Origin of the sequence: Confluentibacter lentus, from assembly GCF_002806995.1 — a bacterium.
Classification (GTDB): Bacteria; Bacteroidota; Bacteroidia; order Flavobacteriales; family Flavobacteriaceae; genus Confluentibacter; species Confluentibacter lentus.
The window spans coordinates 25062-42547 of sequence record NZ_NIHE01000003.1 but is presented as its reverse complement, the minus strand read 5'-3'; the positions used below and the strand labels follow the sequence as shown (position 1 = coordinate 42547).

14 protein-coding genes and 1 tRNA gene are annotated in these 17486 nt (G+C 33.9%); 5 read left to right on the top strand and 10 right to left on the bottom strand.

All coding sequences use genetic code 11. The features are described 5' to 3' along the window. Nucleotides 1–13: 13 nt before the first annotated feature. Nucleotides 14–403 (bottom strand): START-like domain-containing protein, encoded by a 390-nt coding sequence (locus CDH50_RS07035; protein ID WP_100611316.1) that lies wholly within the window; start codon nucleotides 401–403, stop codon nucleotides 14–16. A gap of 131 nt (nucleotides 404–534) precedes the next feature. Between CDH50_RS07035 and CDH50_RS07030 the strand changes: the two genes are divergently transcribed. Then, nucleotides 535–608, top strand: a tRNA-Met gene (locus CDH50_RS07030). 153 nt (nucleotides 609–761) lie between these two features. Here CDH50_RS07030 and CDH50_RS07025 read toward each other — a convergent pair. The 7 genes from CDH50_RS07025 to CDH50_RS06995 all read right to left on the bottom strand — a co-directional run bounded on the left by CDH50_RS07025 (nucleotide 762) and on the right by CDH50_RS06995 (nucleotide 10700). Then, complete coding sequence (locus tag CDH50_RS07025) at nucleotides 762–2300, bottom strand: SusD/RagB family nutrient-binding outer membrane lipoprotein (protein ID WP_100611315.1); 1539 nt, start codon at nucleotides 2298–2300, stop codon at nucleotides 762–764. Nucleotides 2301–2315: 15 nt separating this feature from the next. Beyond that, nucleotides 2316–5459 carry a SusC/RagA family TonB-linked outer membrane protein gene (locus tag CDH50_RS07020; protein WP_157804947.1) on the bottom strand — a complete coding sequence of 1048 codons (3144 nt, stop codon included), beginning with the start codon at nucleotides 5457–5459 and terminating at the stop codon, nucleotides 2316–2318. Between the two features lie 813 nt (nucleotides 5460–6272). Next, nucleotides 6273–6899, bottom strand: coding sequence for a DEAD/DEAH box helicase (locus CDH50_RS07015; protein ID WP_100611313.1), 627 nt, complete (start codon nucleotides 6897–6899; stop codon nucleotides 6273–6275). A 170-nt stretch (nucleotides 6900–7069) separates the two neighbouring features. Further along, complete coding sequence (locus CDH50_RS07010; RefSeq protein WP_100611689.1) at nucleotides 7070–7648, bottom strand: YceI family protein; 579 nt, start codon at nucleotides 7646–7648, stop codon at nucleotides 7070–7072. Nucleotides 7649–7823: 175 nt separating this feature from the next. Beyond that, nucleotides 7824–8402: a Crp/Fnr family transcriptional regulator gene (locus CDH50_RS07005; protein WP_100611687.1), complete on the bottom strand. Its 579-nt coding sequence runs from the start codon at nucleotides 8400–8402 to the stop codon at nucleotides 7824–7826. 6 nt (nucleotides 8403–8408) lie between these two features. Next, the gene (locus CDH50_RS07000; protein WP_100611312.1) at nucleotides 8409–8927 is read right to left on the bottom strand and encodes a DinB family protein; all 519 of its coding nucleotides are present in this window, start codon (nucleotides 8925–8927) and stop codon (nucleotides 8409–8411) included. 6 nt (nucleotides 8928–8933) lie between these two features. After that, nucleotides 8934–10700 (bottom strand): ABC transporter ATP-binding protein, encoded by a 1767-nt coding sequence (locus CDH50_RS06995; protein ID WP_100611311.1) that lies wholly within the window; start codon nucleotides 10698–10700, stop codon nucleotides 8934–8936. A 171-nt stretch (nucleotides 10701–10871) separates the two neighbouring features. Here CDH50_RS06995 and CDH50_RS06990 point away from each other — a divergent pair, with 171 nt between their 5' ends. After that, the gene (locus tag CDH50_RS06990; RefSeq protein WP_157804946.1) at nucleotides 10872–11297 is read left to right on the top strand and encodes a hypothetical protein; all 426 of its coding nucleotides are present in this window, start codon (nucleotides 10872–10874) and stop codon (nucleotides 11295–11297) included. Between the two features lie 72 nt (nucleotides 11298–11369). On the opposite strand, the gene CDH50_RS06985 is transcribed toward CDH50_RS06990, so the two are convergent. Together CDH50_RS06985 and CDH50_RS06980 are read right to left on the bottom strand one after the other, a co-directional pair. Beyond that, complete coding sequence (locus CDH50_RS06985) at nucleotides 11370–12689, bottom strand: serine hydrolase domain-containing protein (protein ID WP_100611309.1); 1320 nt, start codon at nucleotides 12687–12689, stop codon at nucleotides 11370–11372. A gap of 159 nt (nucleotides 12690–12848) precedes the next feature. Then, a complete protein-coding gene (locus tag CDH50_RS06980) occupies nucleotides 12849–13847 on the bottom strand; it encodes an SMP-30/gluconolactonase/LRE family protein (protein WP_100611308.1) in 999 nt (332 codons plus the stop codon). A gap of 376 nt (nucleotides 13848–14223) precedes the next feature. Between CDH50_RS06980 and CDH50_RS06975 the strand changes: the two genes are divergently transcribed. Genes CDH50_RS06975 through CDH50_RS06965 form a run of 3 tightly spaced genes read left to right on the top strand, consistent with a single transcriptional unit; the run spans nucleotide 14224 to nucleotide 17463 of the window. Further along, the gene (locus tag CDH50_RS06975) at nucleotides 14224–14838 is read left to right on the top strand and encodes a fumarylacetoacetate hydrolase family protein (protein WP_100611685.1); all 615 of its coding nucleotides are present in this window, start codon (nucleotides 14224–14226) and stop codon (nucleotides 14836–14838) included. 36 nt (nucleotides 14839–14874) lie between these two features. Beyond that, nucleotides 14875–16791: a DUF294 nucleotidyltransferase-like domain-containing protein gene (locus tag CDH50_RS06970; protein ID WP_100611307.1), complete on the top strand. Its 1917-nt coding sequence runs from the start codon at nucleotides 14875–14877 to the stop codon at nucleotides 16789–16791. A gap of 3 nt (nucleotides 16792–16794) precedes the next feature. After that, the gene (locus CDH50_RS06965) at nucleotides 16795–17463 is read left to right on the top strand and encodes a 3'-5' exonuclease (protein ID WP_100611306.1); all 669 of its coding nucleotides are present in this window, start codon (nucleotides 16795–16797) and stop codon (nucleotides 17461–17463) included. Nucleotides 17464–17486: the final 23 nt, after the last annotated feature.

Sequence of the window (17486 nt, the reverse complement as noted above, 5' to 3'; positions counted from 1 at the left end):
CCTTTTGCTGGAATTAAGCCGAGCCTAATACTTGTTTTAAACTTGAAATTTGATTTTCCCAAAGCATTTTTGCTTGATCAACTTCATCTTCTTCTGCAAAATCGGTTACAATAATAGATACATCTTTTGTGATTTCATCCACTTGGATTTTAATTTCAAAAAACACAGCCTTATCATCTTCATCTGCAACCCATCTAAATTTAACACGTTCATCACTTTTTTTGCTTAGCAATTTGGCTTGTTCTTCACTATCATCCCAAATAAAGGTAAATAACTCACCTCTAGAGTTTACGTTGTCTGAAAACCATTCAGACAATCCAGAAGGCGTAGATATGTATTGGTATAACAGTTGAGGAGAGGCATGTATTGGGAACTCAATATCAAATCTAATTTTTTCGTCCATAAGTAATTTAAATGTTTACGGTGCTCAATATATACATTAATTGGTAAGATTAACAATTATTTTTAAAAATATTTTACATGAGTAAAGTTTGTAAGCATGAATATTGTTTTTATATTTGCAGCCTTAAATTAGGCGAGGTAGCTCAGCTGGTTAGAGCGTCGGATTCATAACCCGGAGGTCGGGGGATCGTGCCCCCCTCTCGCTACAAATCAGAATCATTTCAAAACAAACGGTTTAGTTCACTCTAAACCGTTTTTTTATGTCTAAAATCAAGTTGTATTGAAAACAAAAAGACCTTTCAATTTTTGAAAGGTCTTTTATTATATATTCTTTAATTTTATAAAGAATGTTATTGATATCAAGGATTATCCCAAAATACTCTAACACCCATATCGTTGCTATTATCAGCAGCGATTCCCATGGCAGCTCGAGCGGCTTGATAATTATCTGGATTAGATCCACTTTCTTGGGTAGGATATGGCACTCTACGTATAAAGCCTCCTACAGGATGATCTCCAGTTAAAGGATTTGGAGTTAATCCAGGGAAACCACTTCTTCTAAAGTTTGCCCATCCTTCTAATGGATTGTTAACGTTAGATACCCAATACTCAGTATTAATTAACCTAAGAGCATCAGTAGCATTATAGGCAACATCAGCATCTGCTATATAAGCATCTTGTTCAGCAGTAGTAATGGGGCCATATCCACCTGGGTAAAGTGTAAACTGCGCCATACTTGCTCTAATACCTTCCTCATACAAAGCCTGTGCATTACCAGGAATCCAATTTCTAAAAGCTGCTTCAGCTAATAGTAATTTGGTTTGGGAATTCGTAATGAAAAATCGTGGAGATGTCTGACTAAACAAAGCAAAATAATTTGGTTGAGAAAAATCCATACCCGTTCCTTTTATAACTGGAACTGGCGCACCTGGCGAAGTAGCAACAGTAAGATTACTGTAACCAACAGGAAACCCTTGTTGATTCGCTAGAGTAACATCTGGAGGGGTATTTAATACATTGTTCGGGTTAGGATACTTCCCAGCTATGAATCTTGAACGAGGATCGTTAGTTAACTTAAATTGATCAATTAAAGGCTTTTCAAGATAATAGAAACGTGGGTTGTTATTACTAATACCATTCATACCATTAGTATATAAGGCATTGTAGAACAACACGCAATCATCAGCATTGGTTTGCATCACACCGGCATTATATGCCTCTAAAGCTATACTGGCAGCTTTTGTCGGATTTAATTTAGAATAACGCATGCCCAATCTTAACAATAACGAGTTAGCCATTCTTTTCCATTTGGTGATATTACCATCATAAATAAGATCTGCAGTAACAATGTCTCCTGAAGGATTTAAAGCAGCTGATGCCTCTTTTATTTCATTATATAGGTCATCATAAATAGCAGTATCATCATCATACTTTGGTGTAAAATTACCATCCAAATAGCCCCTGCCTGCTTCGCTGTAAGGCACATCACCATGCGTATCCACCATATTCATAAAAATAAGTGCTTTCCAAATACGCATCATACTTCTCAAGTTCGTTTTACTTGCATCACCTTCTGTATTGTGAAGTGCTTGAACTAGGTTTTTAATAGCCCCAGAATAATTATTCCAACGTATTCCATTGAAATTATTATTGTTTCTATTGAATTGAAATCCGGCGGTAGCACCTTCATCATAACCATTTTGAAAATACTGAACAATTGTGGCTTCACCTTCCCAAGATCCAAAATTCAAATCAATTTGGGTTCTAGCAAATATAATTGAAGCATCAAGATCGTTTATGGCATAAGGGTTTATGTTAAGCTCTTCAAAACCCTTATCACACGCTGTTAGCCCCATAAAGACACAACAGGTAATAATAATATTTCTTATTGTTTTCATAAAAATATTTTTTTTTTAAAATTTAACATTTACGGTAAAAGTAAAGTCTCGAGTGGTAGGCAATGTGGTTTGTTCGTAACCTACCCTTGAATCTTGAGAAGACGCAAAAGCCTCAGGATCTAAATCTGGTATATCTTTATAAAGAATGGCTACGTTGCGGCAAGCTGCTGATAATGTAAGTCCTTTTATAAAGCTATTTTGATCTCTTAAAATACCACTCATATCATACGTTAATGCAATAGTCCTTAATTTGATAAAATCCGATTTAAAGATGAACGGATCACCAATTTGGTTATTCCTAAAATCCGCATAATAACCTGCTAGACCACCAATACCACCTGTAGGGGCTATTGCCGGTGTATCAGTACCTTGAATAACCGCATCTGGAATTGGCACTGAACCATCACGACCTACTAAAGAGGCTTGTGTGAAACCTTGTCTTAGACCATTTAAAGCTGTTGAAGATATTACTTTACCACCAGCTTTAAAATCCGTATGAATTAAAAGACTTAAGTTTTTATACTTAAAAGTGTTAGTCCAACCACCTGTCCATGTTGGAAGTGCACTACCAAAATATCTATAGTCACTAGGAGGTGTGGCAAGAACTCTTCCATTGGCATTAACTTGAATACGTCCTTGAGCATCTCTTAAATACGTTCTAGCAGCTAATTGGTTTAATGGCATACCTACTTGATAGTATAACCTTCCTAAAAACTCGTTACCACCGTATTCAGCAACTAAAAATTGATCGGATACTGGAGATAGTTTTAATACCTCACTTTCATTAAAAGCAGCATTAAACGTACTATTCCAGGTAAAATTATCTGTCTGTACTGCTGTTACGTCCAATAACATCTCCACTCCACGATTTTGCAGCGATGCTAAGTTTTGCGGAGTTGATGTATAGCCAGTTGATGGTGAAATGTCAACTGACAAAATTTGGTCAGTAGTTGTTTTTTCATAAAGAGCAACATCTAAGTTTACCCTGCTTTTAAACATTCTTAATTCCACACCAATTTCCTTTTCAGATACACTAAAAGGCTTAAGGTTTGGATTTGGAGATCCATTACCAGCAACACCACCTACTTTTTGCCCATCGAAAGCATTGTTGTTAATACTATAATTTAATACACCACTAAACGGTCCTGTAACACCATTCACGGAACCTACGTCTGCATAAGAAGCTCTTAACTTACCATAGGTCAACCAACTGGAATCCAATAATTCCGAGAAAATAAAGCTACCACCTACAGATGGATAAAAATAGCTATTAAGGTCTGGATTTAATACAGAATACCAATCGTTTCTACCAGTTGCACTTAAAAACAAAATGTCTTTATAACCTAAATCCGCATAGGCATATAAGGAATTCACTTGGCTTCTACCAAAATTAAAAAATTGTGTGTTGGCTACCCCATTCCCAATAGAGTACAGGTCTCTAATAATAAAATCTGTTGCACCAGCACCCACATTTTTATCCTTTACTTTAAAAATGTTACCACCCACACTCACATCTACTGAAAAATCATCAAATTCTTTGTTTACACCTAATAAGAAATCGGCATTTAAATCGGTTCCAGTGCCATTCTCTACATTATAAGACCCTGCAAATCCTGTTTGAGCATTATTAAGAGGCGTACTAGTACCAACACCTGTTGGATTATTTCTCTCATTAAAAGTAGTTGAATGGTCATAATTAATCCTCCCTTGTGCATACAACCAATCATTAAACTCATACCTTAAAGTTGCTGTTCCTAATAAACGATCTCTGGTATCAAGAAAAAAGATTCGGTCATATAAGTAATATGGATTAATTAATGTTCCTTGAAACCCAGAAGTTTGTCTTTCTGTAGTGGTAACAGGGTCATAATTACTATCCCTAAAAGCACTTGTTGGAATGGTTTGAGACATTCTATATAAGAAGTTAGGAGCACCTTGCCCTTGTTGTCCCACTTGCGGCGGGTTGTTATTATTCTCGTGTGTATAGTTGATATTTAAAGACAAACTAAGCTTATCAGTAATATTTTGATTTAATCCTAAATTAACTATTTTTCTAAGGTAGGTATTTATAGGATCTATACCTTCTGACTCAGTATGTGCAAATGATGCTCTAAAGCTTCCCTTTTCACCACCACCAGATAAGGCAATGGAATTAGTCATGGCATTTCCAGTTCTATAAAATTCTTTAATTCTATTTGCTCCTAAAGCTGAATAAGGTCTTAAAACACCATCAAATTGAACACTTGGTACACCATCATGCCTTTCTCCCCATGAAAACTGGCCTTGACCTTGCGCTTGTCCTTGAGTTGCAGGTCTAACACCATTAACTCCTATACCATACTCTGTTTGGAAATTTGTAAAATCCAAAACCGTATTTGCAGTAAAGCTCGAACTTAACTCTACGCCAATACCTTGATTTTTAGCACCAGATTTAGTTGTAATGATAATCGCACCAGCCTGAGCTCTAGAGCCATAAAGCGCTGCCGCAGTAGCTCCTTTCAATACAGTCATGCTCTCAATATCATCTGGGTTAAAATTCGTCATGTTGTCACCACGGTCACGAGTGTTACCCCCACTGGCACCACGGTTTCCTTGATCCATTGGAAGACCATTGATGACAATAAGTGGTGAGTTGGTTCCTCCATTGAACGAAACCTGACCACGTAAACGGATTTTTGTACTTGAACCAGCACCAGAAGATGGTGGTGAAATATCCAAACCAGCAACCTTACCTATCATACTAGAACCAATATTATTGGTTCTGTTTGCTTGAAGATCCTCTACTTGAACAGTTTCAACTGAATAAGACAACTTTTTGGCTTCTTTCTTAATACCTAGTGCTGTTACCACAACCTCATCTAAAGCAGATGCGCTTTCAGCAAGCGTTACGTTAATAACTGTTTTACCTGCAACAGCCACATCCTTGGTTTCATAACCAATATATGAAAATGTTAAAGTTGCATTACTTTGTCCTCCAATTTGTAGTTGGTATTGACCATCAAAATCTGTTACAGTACCAGTGCTCGTGTTTTTTAATAAAACGTTTACACCTAATAGTGGCACTCCGTTAGCATCTGTTACTTTTCCAGTAACTGTTTGCGCTTGTGCAAAACCAAATACGCCAAGCATCATAACACTAAACATAATTGTTCGAAGCATGATTGCGTTTCGCATCAATCGCCTCGGACTACAATAAATTGTAAATTTACTCTCCATTGATTTAATTGTTTTTAAATTAGTTAATAAAAATTTAGTTAATAAATAGTTGATATTAAATGATAATTAGAATTTGCTAAAAAAAGGAAAAGGTTAAAATCAATACATAAAACTTATATAACAAGACTGTTAATTTTATTGATACTGATTTTATAATAAATAGGTAAAAAAGATTTAAAATAACTTGGATATTATTATGTATTAAAAAAAACTTTACGTTTACTTTTGAGCCCTATTTTTTTGATAAAAAAACCCTTAATCTTTAATTAATTCAGGGGCTTTTTTAGAGTAATTTTTTAACCATTCCTTATTTTTTTGAAATTTTTATAACCATTTGATTTATCGAACTTACAATTTTTTTTCTTTAAAAAAAAATTTAAAGTTTTTTTTTGACACATATTCCGAATTGTGTTTTTAATGGATATCGCAATATTTTCTATTTTTTTTGTGCATTATGATTTTTTTCTTACTCTATATTATAAATTCCAAATTGAGCTTGAAACAATTGTTGGATTGGAAAAAATTGCCCATGGTATATGTCATGATACTTTAAAGACTTTTATTGCCATAAAGGACATATCGTTTTAATTATATTATTTAATAAGGATTGTAGGACATTTAGATATAAGGATTTATACCTATTGAATTTTTATAAAATACTTTTAACAACAACCGTTTTAGGTTTTCAATAATTTTTTTTTTTAATACAACAGTTTAGAGAATTATCAAAGTCTTCTCTCAAGTTTGCAAAGAAGATTAGCTAGACAAATCTGGATACTTTATAATTTGGGAATTATACATAAAAGAATCTTGCCAACGCTCAAAACGATCATCGAATTTGATTGAGAAAATAAGATATTGGCATTTGGATATGCTTTCTGGTGTTCTTGTAACTTCCGCAAAATGGTTGTTTCTAAATAAAAACTCAGCATCTTCAACAATGCATAGCTGTAATTTATTCAAATTAACACCATTTAAATAGAATATTCTGTTCAACCTTTTGGGCGTTGCTATAACAATGTCTGTACCCAAATAAAGCTCTTCACGTTGTAATTCTATATTATGTTCTTCATAAGCACAATAGATTCGCAAATCGGTTCCTTTCGTATACTCTTTAAACTCAGCTTCCAGATTTAATGCCGCTTGTTTATCTTTTACAAAAATCAATGCTCGAGGGGCATCTTCAAAAGCTTCTCCATTTAGTTTATTGATAACGCTCATAATCAAACTTGTTGTTTTTCCACTTCCTTGAGGTGCTATAACAAACAAATTAGCCCCTCCCTTTATTTTTGAGAGTATTAATTGTTGCAATGGTAACATGCCTGTAAAACCTTTATGTTTTATTGCTTCCTGGAGAGGTTCTATTAATTTTTTAAATGACATTTAACTTTTTATATTTAGTAAGGTGTAAAGATAGCTTTTAAAACTTTAATCCGTTTTTATAAATGTATGTGTGTACATAGATTCATAATTATTTTTTGGCATGTATTTTAAAGCAAAAAAAGCGCTCATTTCTGAACGCTTTTTTTCTTTGTATTGAAGTATTTTTGGATTTAGAACTGTAAATCTGCTACTAAATCAAATTCATCATAAATAAGATTGTCTTGTAAATTATCAAAGTAACTTCCAGATCTAAATTTAATATCGTACAAGGTTCTGTCAACTTTTAAGTTTGCAGTCGCCTTGTTTCCGTAAATAGAAATGGTGAATGTATTAGATTTCGTAATACCTTTAATTGTTAAATCGCCAGTTACAGTATATCTATTTTTTCCAGCAGCTTCTACCTTTTTAAACACCAATGTAGATGTTGGATATTTATCAACACCAAAGAAATCATCATTCTTTAAATGACCTTCCAAACGGTCTTTCATACCGCCTTGAGCATCCAAACTAATTAAAGAAGGCATATCTACCACAAACTCCCCGCCTGTAAGTTTATCGCCTTCAAAAGTTAATGAACCCGATTTAATGTTAATGGTTCCATCATGAGATCCTGTAACTTTATAACCTTTCCAAACTAATTTACTTTGGTCTGTTTTAATCGGTTTTTTTTCAGCAGTAAGAGCTACAAAAGATAATGTTGTAAAAGCTACTAAAGCTACAATTGCCAAATTTTTAATCGTTTTTTTCATGTTTGTATTGTTTTGTTGTTTTTTGGTTTTAATGATATTTGTTTGTATTGTTTTTAATTGCAAAATACTTATCAAAAACTATGCTAATTTTACAATGCAAAGTTCTAATAACGTACGAATATAGAAAATAATCTATTTTATTAAATTTTGTTAACTTAGTTTAACATTTTTACTCTTAAGTAAGTAGTTGGCTTTTTATTTTACTTAAAAACTCTTTAGTGATGCCTAAATATGAAGCCACCATATATTGAGGAATACGTTGCTCTATTAAAGGATATTGGTTTCTAAAATAAATATATCTATCCTTGGCCGTCATACTTAAATTTCTAACGATTCGTTTTTGGGATGCTATAAACGCTTTTTCAATGATTTTTCTAAATAAACGCTCCAATTTTGGAATACGTTCATACAACTCTTCAATAATATCACGAGGGATCATAATCAATTCGGTGTTTTCCAAGAATTGAATATTGAAATCGGCTGGCGTTTGATTAATAAAACTGCTCATATCTGAGGTCCACCAATCTTCTACAGAAAACATCATGATATGTTCTTGACCTTCATCATCCATGTAAAATGTTTTGGTACAGCCAGAAATAACAAAACAAGAATATTTGCAGACATCACCCTGTTGAACCAAATACTGACCTTTTAAATATTTCCTGTAAATAACTTTGGAAACAAGAACATCCATTTCCTCTTGGGTTAAGGAAACATACTTATCAATGTACTTTAAAAGGGGTTCTATTTTCATTGACATTTATAAATAACGCTCTTTGATGATGTTAACATGCCACAAATTATGCCCAATAATATTGAAAGCTACTGCCCTTGCGGAAATAGGATTTCCATTGACAATGCCTATGAATTTTAAATCGGTGTCGTTTAAACTTTTTAATAATACTATGGAATGTTGTCTGACGGCTTTAAACTCCTCAATCAAATTTTCAAGACTTTTTTTATCTGCTTGTGAAGGCAATACATAATCATCCTGCTCAAATCCTGGCAACGGCGTTTTATCGTGCCTAGATATTCTGAAACAACGGTAAATAAAAATACGTTCGGTATCAATGATGTGCTGAAAAACCTCTTTAAGATTCCACTTTCCTTCTGCATATCTGAAATCCAGTTTTTCGGTTGGCATGGATTGGAATAAGTCCAAAATAGCATCAAAATCGTCTCTAAAACTTTTAATAAGTTCCAAATCTTTAGGAAGTATGCTTATGTATCTACCATTATTTGGACTAAACTCTTGTGGTTGTAAATCTGATACTTTCATAACTAATTAAATTTTAGCTTGATAGGTATATAAATCATAATAACGCCCTTGCAAGGCAATCAACTCGTCATGGGTACCACGCTCTGCGATTTTGCCTGCTTCAATAACCAAAATTTGGTCTGCTTTTCTAATGGTACTTAATCTATGTGCAATCACGATGGTGGTTCTATCTTTCATTAATTCCGATAAACTTTTCTGAATCAAGCCTTCACTTTCGGTATCTAAATTAGACGTTGCTTCATCTAAAATGATAATTTTTGGGTTCGCCAAAATAGCTCTGGCAATAGCTAAACGCTGACGTTGTCCACCAGAAAGTTTCACGCCTCGCTCGCCTATTAACGTATCTAAACCGTAATCAAATCTATCTGTGAATTCGTTAACATAAGCTGCCTTTACAGCATTTTGTAAATCTGCTTCACTGGCATCTGGTCTTGGGAATAATATATTTTCCCGGATGGTACCTTCAAATAAAAATTCATCCTGAAGTACCACCCCTAAATATTGACGGTAACTGCTTAATTTTACTTTTGATAAATCTTGATTATCGATAGACACCACTCCCGACTTAGGTGTTAAAAAGGTAGCCGATAATCCAGCAATTGTTGATTTTCCAGAACCCGAACTCCCTACCAAAGCCGTCACGGAACCCGCTGGAGCTTTAAAGTTTATATTATGCAACACTTCCTTACCTGCTTCATAAGAAAAAGAAACGTCCTTAAACTCAATGTCTCCTTTTAGGTTATCTAATGTGATGGTTCTTTGTTCGTTATCTTCTTCGGCAGTCATATTCATAAGCTCTTCGGTTCTGTCTAAACCTGCAAAAGCTTCCGTAAGCTGACTTCCAATATTGCTCATCTGTACAATGGGCGCAATCATAAATCCAAGCAAGAGGGTAAACGATAAAAAATCACCAATGGTTAATTCTCCAACCATGATTTTGTATCCACCAATACCCATAATTCCTGTAGAAGCAATTCCGAGCAAAAAAGTGGATGAACTCGTCATAAAAGCCGTGGCCGTTAAACTCTTTTTTACGTTCTGAAACAATCTATCTACTCCCAATTCGAAGGTTTTGTTTTCTTGTTCTTCGGCATTAAACGCTTTAATAACACGAACGCCCGCTAAAGTTTCAGTCAATCTACCCGTCACTTCGGCATTTATTTTTCCACGAGTTCTAAAAATCGGTCTTATATAACCAAAAGCTTTCAGGGCGATGATACCAAAAACAGCTACTGGAACCAACACAAATAAGGTCATCGATGGACTAATTCGTATTAATAAAATCAATGAAATGACAGCCGTTATTGTGCCACCCACCATTTGTACCAAGCCCGTACCTATTAAATTACGAACACCTTCAACATCACTCATAATGCGAGAAACCAAAGCACCTGATTTTGTGTTATCAAAAAAACTGATGGGTAATGACAATACTTTTTTTTGTACTTGAGCACGTAATTCCGATATTAGATATTGTGCTTGTACGCTTAGAATTTTCGTCAATAAAAAAGACGTTACCGACTGCATTAAAATTGCCAATCCTACGATGATTAATAAATTACGGAGTTCTACATAATCCTTATTGGGAATCACATCATCCAACAAAGCCTTACTTTTCCATGGCAATACCAAACTGGCCAATCTGCTTAATACAATAAGAATTAAACCGATAAACACCAGATTTCGTCGTGGCCAAATAATGGTTTTAAATGCGGTTACTAGAGTTACTTTTCCTTTGGTTTTAGATTTTTGGGTGGTTTTATGATGTTGCATGCATTATGTTTATAGGTTGGAATAGTCTGCTAAAATAACCAAACTTTACAATCAATCATATCTTAATTTTATTGATTAAGAAATCATTTTACTATTAAAAACACCATAGTAATTCTAACTTGTTGACGCAACCAATTATAAAATCTTACATCTAATTAAAAAAAACAATATATGAACTACAGAATTTTAATGATAATTGTATTATCTCTTGCCCTTTTAGGTTGCAATAAAGATGAGGACGATAATTCAATAGACTGTAAATTTACAACACTAATCAGCTCAGAAGCCTACCAAAATGCTCCTTCAGACCTTGTAGCTATTAATAGTTTAGAAATAAACGGCGATTGTTTGAAAATCAATTTTAGTGCGGGCGGATGTAACGGTAATAGTTGGGAAATCATTCTGATTGATTCCGAGGACATCTCAGAATCGCTTCCGGCACAAAGAAACTTAAGATTATCATTAAAAAATGAAGAATTATGTTACGCCTATATTACAAAAGAATTGACTTTTGATATTTCTAATCTAAAAGTCAGTGGCAATCAGGTACAACTGAACATAACCAATTCTTTTGATACTATACTTTATGAGTATTAAGGACTATATCGCGACTTTAAAATAATGGTTAATTATATAAATTGTTCTAAAAATTTACAACAAACTAAAACATTATTTCATAAAAACGGTTTCTGCTTTTTCTTCAGTGGCGTTCGCAGCTAATTTTAATGTGTTTGATTTATAGATGTCGTTCACAATTTTTTGCAAGTCTGGAATAACGGTTTTTGCAAGTTTAGAATTACTATTTAAAAGCACGCAAATCCCTAAATCGTCTTCAGGGAAAAGAGCAATTTCATTTCGGTAATTGTTAACCGTTCCGCCATGATGCCAAATCGTTTTTTCCTCTTTATTGGTAGCATCAATATATTTGTGAATCCTCCATCCATAACCATAAAAAGATGCTACATGACCTGGCCATTTTTGGTAATATGTGTTTTGTTCTTTAATTTCAACAGAAGGCACAAAAGCTTGCTGAAAAACAGATTTATCCATTATTTCTGGATTGTGACCTAGTAAAAATCGCATCCATTTTGCCATATCTATGGCACTGGCATTAACACCCCCAGCCGCAACAGCATTATAATACTTAGTATTAAGCTTTAAGGCTCTAAAACTATGACTAACTTGGGAATGTGGTGTCGCAATATTTTCGTTATGACTAAAGGTTTCATTATCTGTTGATGTATTTTGCATGTCTAGCGGTGTAAAAATCTTCTCCTTTAATAATGTGTTTATAGTTTGCCCCGTTGCTTTATGCATCATATCTCCGCAAAGTGCAAACATAGCGTTCTGGTAACTGTATGTTACACCCGGTTTACTTATAGGCACAATACTTTTAAATCGCTTGGCAATATCTTTTAATGGCAATCCAGTTTCCAAAATATTGGTATATGCATGCTGGGGAATACCAGACGATTGTGATAATATAGTTGCTAATGTGACCTTTTCTGTATTTGTTGCATCGCCTAACTGAAATTCTGGTATAAAATCACTAACCTTATCTTCCCAATGCAATGTGCCTTCACTATTTAAACTAGCAGATAAAATCCCGGCAAATCCTTTAGATATAGATCCCAATCTGAAAACGGTTTCTGCATCAACAACCTTATTTAAATTGATATTTCTTTTACCAAAACCATCTGAAATTACAATAGAATCTCCCTTGACAATACTTACCCCAGCCCCAACAATGGTACCAGAAGCAATGGCTTTGCTGAAATAAGATTCCAAAGCCATTTTTAATTCCTGTTGACGCCATTTATATAACTCCAACTCATCGTGGTCAACTAAACGAGTCCCTTCTAGTAAACGAGTCCCTTCTAGCTCAGCTATTGAAGTTAAATTATTGGGTTCAGAATTGGAGATTGATTTAAAAGCGATAAATATTAAAGAAAAAACCGCAAGACTTATCAGAATTTTGAATTTAGGCATAGTTATGTATTGGTTAGATTTGTGGACAACGTATCAAACATACGTCAAAATACTTAAATAAACGACAAAAACACATAAATAAACGACAAAATGCATTTTTTTGTTAAAATAATTAGGTATTGATACTATTTAACCCTTTATTTTAAATTATTTTAAATGCTACTTTAATTTCATTCTAAGCACTTTATGATTTGCCGTCATGTAGAGATATGAATAATCTTCATTAAAGGTACAATTTGAGGTATATTCACCCGTATAAATAATTCCTAAATGCTCTCCTTCTTCTGTAATAATCCAAATACCACCTGGGCCTGAAGCAAACAGCCATCCTGATTTATGAACCGCCATCCCATCGGGTCCTCCTTGCATTTTTTGCCTATCATAGCCTTCAGCGGTACAAAAAACTTTTCCGTTTTCAATGGTATTATCCGCAGTTAAATCATAAACCATCCATAAAGGTTTTGTGAAATCGGAATTAGAAACATACAATTTTTTACCATCAACAGAAATGGCTATACCATTTGGAAAAGAGATCTCTTTAGTCAATAAAATCGTCTGTCCGCTTTTATCAATTTTATAAACACCTTGATAATCCATCTCTTTAACAACATTTGGATTATTTCGTTCTAGTCCATATGGCGGATCCGTAAAAAACAAGTCCCCATTTTTAGCATATACTAAATCATTCGGACTATTGAATTTTTTTCCATCAAAACCATTGCTAAGCGTTACAAAATCTGGTTTCGGATTTGAAACATCGGCATTCATCTTGGCAATTCTTCTATCGCCGTGCTGGCATATAACTAATTCACCATTCTGATTGATTATTAATCCGTTAGAACCCATTTCGCCTCCTCTTTCTTTTTCTCCAGTATATCCTGATGGCTTTAAATAAGGTTTAATTCCACCCTCCTCTGTCCATTCAAAAATGGTATTTTCTTTCACGTCAGAAAACACAAATTTATTCTCACTGGGAATCCAACATGGCCCTTCAGACCAATTAAAACCCTCTCCCAGTATCTCTATCTGAGGGTTCTCTGGAATCAATTTAGTTATCAAAGGATTTTTTACAATTAATTTCCCTTCTGGCTTAATATTTTGAGCATGGCCAATAAAAAAAACTAATAAAAAAGATATGGTTTGAAGTAAACTTTTCATTATTAAGTCGGATTTTAATTTTAACGAAAATAACAAATAGAACTTATCCCTATCAAAAAATATTTTTTGAAAACAAAAAAACACTCATAAAAGAGTGCTTTTCTGTACATTAAAAAGAAACAAAAACTAAGTGCGCTTAGCTTTTTTAGCAATTTTCGCAGCTTTCTTTTCCTTTGGTGTTAAAAGTGGTTCTTTTTTAACATTTTTCTTAGCATCTAGTGATTTTGCCATGATTTTTATAAATTTTTGAAAATTAAACCAGTAAATAAATATCGCTAATTCTTTTAAATAAATCAAAAAAAGAATAGACTTTTACTTTGCTAATTTATTACTTTTAATGATTCAAAAACAAATCATATATATTAAAAATTTAATCATGAAAATTATAGGTATTGGTAAAAATTATGTGAGCGATAAAGCAGAAATAAATGCATTAAAAACTGGCTTTCAAACTATATTTTTGAAAGCAGATACCACGTTAGTAACAGGCAACAAACATGTTGAATTTCCAGCCATTACTAAAGAATTGATTTATGAAGTTGAGTTGGTTGCTAAAATCGGGAAACAAGGTAAAAATATCGCTCTGAAAGATGCCGATTCCTATATATCAGACATTGGTGTAGGTATTGATTTTACAGCTAAAGATGTGCTAACCTTAAGCAGAAACGACAAGGGTCCTTGGGCGTTGGCGAAAGGTTTTGATGGGGCGTCTCCTGTGTCCGCATTTAAATCAATTTCAGATTTTCCGGATTTAAATAACATAAACTTTGATTTACTCATCAATGGTGAACAAAAACAAGTTGGAAACACTAGTTTCATGATTTATAATTTTAGTGAAATTATTGCTTTTGTATCTTCATACATGACCTTAATGCCTGGCGATCTTATTTTTACAGGAACACCAGCCATTGGTGCTGGCTCCACTTTTAAAGGCGACCACTTACAGGCAGCTATTGAAGGTGATTTATTATTGGATTTTAAAATGATATAAACATCTCTTTTGTTTATTATTGAAGTTAATTAATAGATGAAAAATTCCATTGCAGAACGTATCAGCGATTTTTTAAAAGGCTTTCCTCCTTTTAATCTTTTAAAGGAAAAACACCTTCTTGAAATTGCCACGGACGTTAATATTATTTATTTGGAAAAAGGCGATGTGCTGTATGCCAAAGACGAACATTACCATGACTATTTCTATATTGTGAGGAATGGTGGGGTAAGCTTATACCATCACGATACCGATAATAATAAGCACATGGTTAACATTAATGATGCAGGAGATATTTTTGGTGTCCGACCTTTAATAACCAAGGAAAACTATAAACTTACCGCCATTGCTAATGAAGAATCTATTGTATATGCCATACCTATAGATATTTTTCAATCGGTGACAAAAAACAACGTCAAGGTTCATAAATATTTAATCACGTCGTTTGCGTCAAATGCCTACGACCCTTACACAGCCGAAGAAAATACTAAAATATTTGTAGATTATTTGCCAAATACGTCGCAAGACATTGCAAATTTTCAAACGGCTAATTATACTAAAAACCCTGTTTGTTGTAAAGAAAATGCGACACTAAAAGAGGCTGCCATAAAAATGAGTGAATTCAAAATTGGCTGTATGATTGTTGTGGACGATAAAAAATATCCAATAGGTATCATTACAAGCAGTGATATAAAAAATAAAATTGCTACGGGATTATTTCCTATCTCAACCGTTGTCACCAATATCATGTCTTCCCCAGTTATTTCAGATAAAAAAGATTTAACCGTTGCTGATGCCCAATTGAAAATGATAAAATACAATATTGGGCATTTATGCATCACAGAAGACGGCACACCTAATTCCAAACTTGTAGGTGTTTTAACAAACCATGATGTGATTGCTGCCTTAGGAAACAACCCCACTGCCATTCTTAAAGAAATAAAGCGCGCTAGTAGAACCAAAACACTAAGAGCTGCCAGAAGAAAAGCGAATGGTTTGTTGGTAAGTTACTTGGACCAAAATATTCCGTTAACGCACATCATCAACATCATTTCCCAAATAAATGATGCAGTAACCATGAAGGCCATAGAAATTGCTCTGGAAAAAATGCCTACGCCATCACCAGTCACCTTTTCATGGTTGGCTTTGGGAAGTCAAGGCAGAAAAGAGCAATTATTGTTTTCTGACCAAGATAATGCCTTGGTTTTTGAAGATGTTCCAGCAGATAAATACGAAGAGACACAAAATTATTTTTTAGAATTATCAAAACTAGTCAGCAAATCCTTAAACAAAGTCGGATTTGAATATTGTGAAGCCGACATGATGGCAAGCAATCCTGCATGGTGCAAATCCATTTCCGAATGGAAAACCCAATTTAAGGATTGGATTCTAAATACAGATGAAAAAGCCATACTGTTATCATCCATTTTTTTTGATTTCAGTCATATTTATGGAAACCAAAAACTTGCCAATGAATTAACGGATAGTATTTACGACACACTTAGTAAAACAGCTGTGTTCTTTAGATTTTTAGGAAGAGATGCCCTTAAAAATCCGTCACCCCTAGGATTCTTCAAGCAGTTTTTAGTGGAACAAGATGGTGAACAAAAAGACTTGTTTAATATAAAATACCGGGCGTTGATGCCATTAATAGACGCCGCCCGTTTACTTATTTTAAGCAAACAAGTACGAGGCGTTAATAATACCTATGAGCGTTTTGAAAAAATGGCGGAATTGGAACCCAACAATAAAGAACTTTATGAATCATGTGCCTATGCCTTTAAAGCCCTTTTAAAATTCAAAACGAAACAAGGTATTCTTCACAACGATTCTGGAAAATTGATAGACTTAGAAGCGTTGACTAAAGAAGAAAAGCTAAAATTGAAACGTTGTTTTAAACCGCTTCACGATATTCAAGAATCCCTTAAATTACGATTTGATTTAGCAAATTTTTAATGTATGGCTTGGACTTCTTGGTTTCGTAAAAAATATAATGATAATCATCCAGAATTCTGGAAAAATTATGTGGATGGGTTTGATAAGAAAATCAAAAAACCAATCCACGAAACCCGTTTTGTTGCATTTGATACCGAAACTACAGGATTCAATAAAAAAGAAGACCGCATATTATCCCTTGGCGCCGTAGAAATTATCAATAAAACCATCAAAACAAACAATACATTCGAAATCTACATAAAACAAGATGTTTTCAATCCTGAAACGGTAAAAATCCACGGGATTTTAAAAGATGGTGATTTGGAGAAAGTTTCAGAAATGGAGGCTATTCAAAGCTTTTTAGCCTATATAAAAAACGATATTTTAATCGCCCATCACGCTGGTTTCGATTATGGTATGGTAAACGAGATGCTTTTAAGACACGGTTTGGGAAAATTAAAAAACGCCTTTATAGACACGGGTGTTCTGTTTTCTAAATCGAAGCATATTATTTACCGTGAGAATTTAAAAAAACATTATACTTTAGACGATTTGTGCAAAGAACTCAACGTCTCTATGGCAGATAGGCATACCTCTATTGGAGATGCTCTTATTACGGCTTTGGTATTCTTAAAAACAATTGCCCGACTCGATAAAAGAAACGTATTAAAATGGGATTATTTATTGAAGTAGCCCTTCATCAAACTATTTAAAAT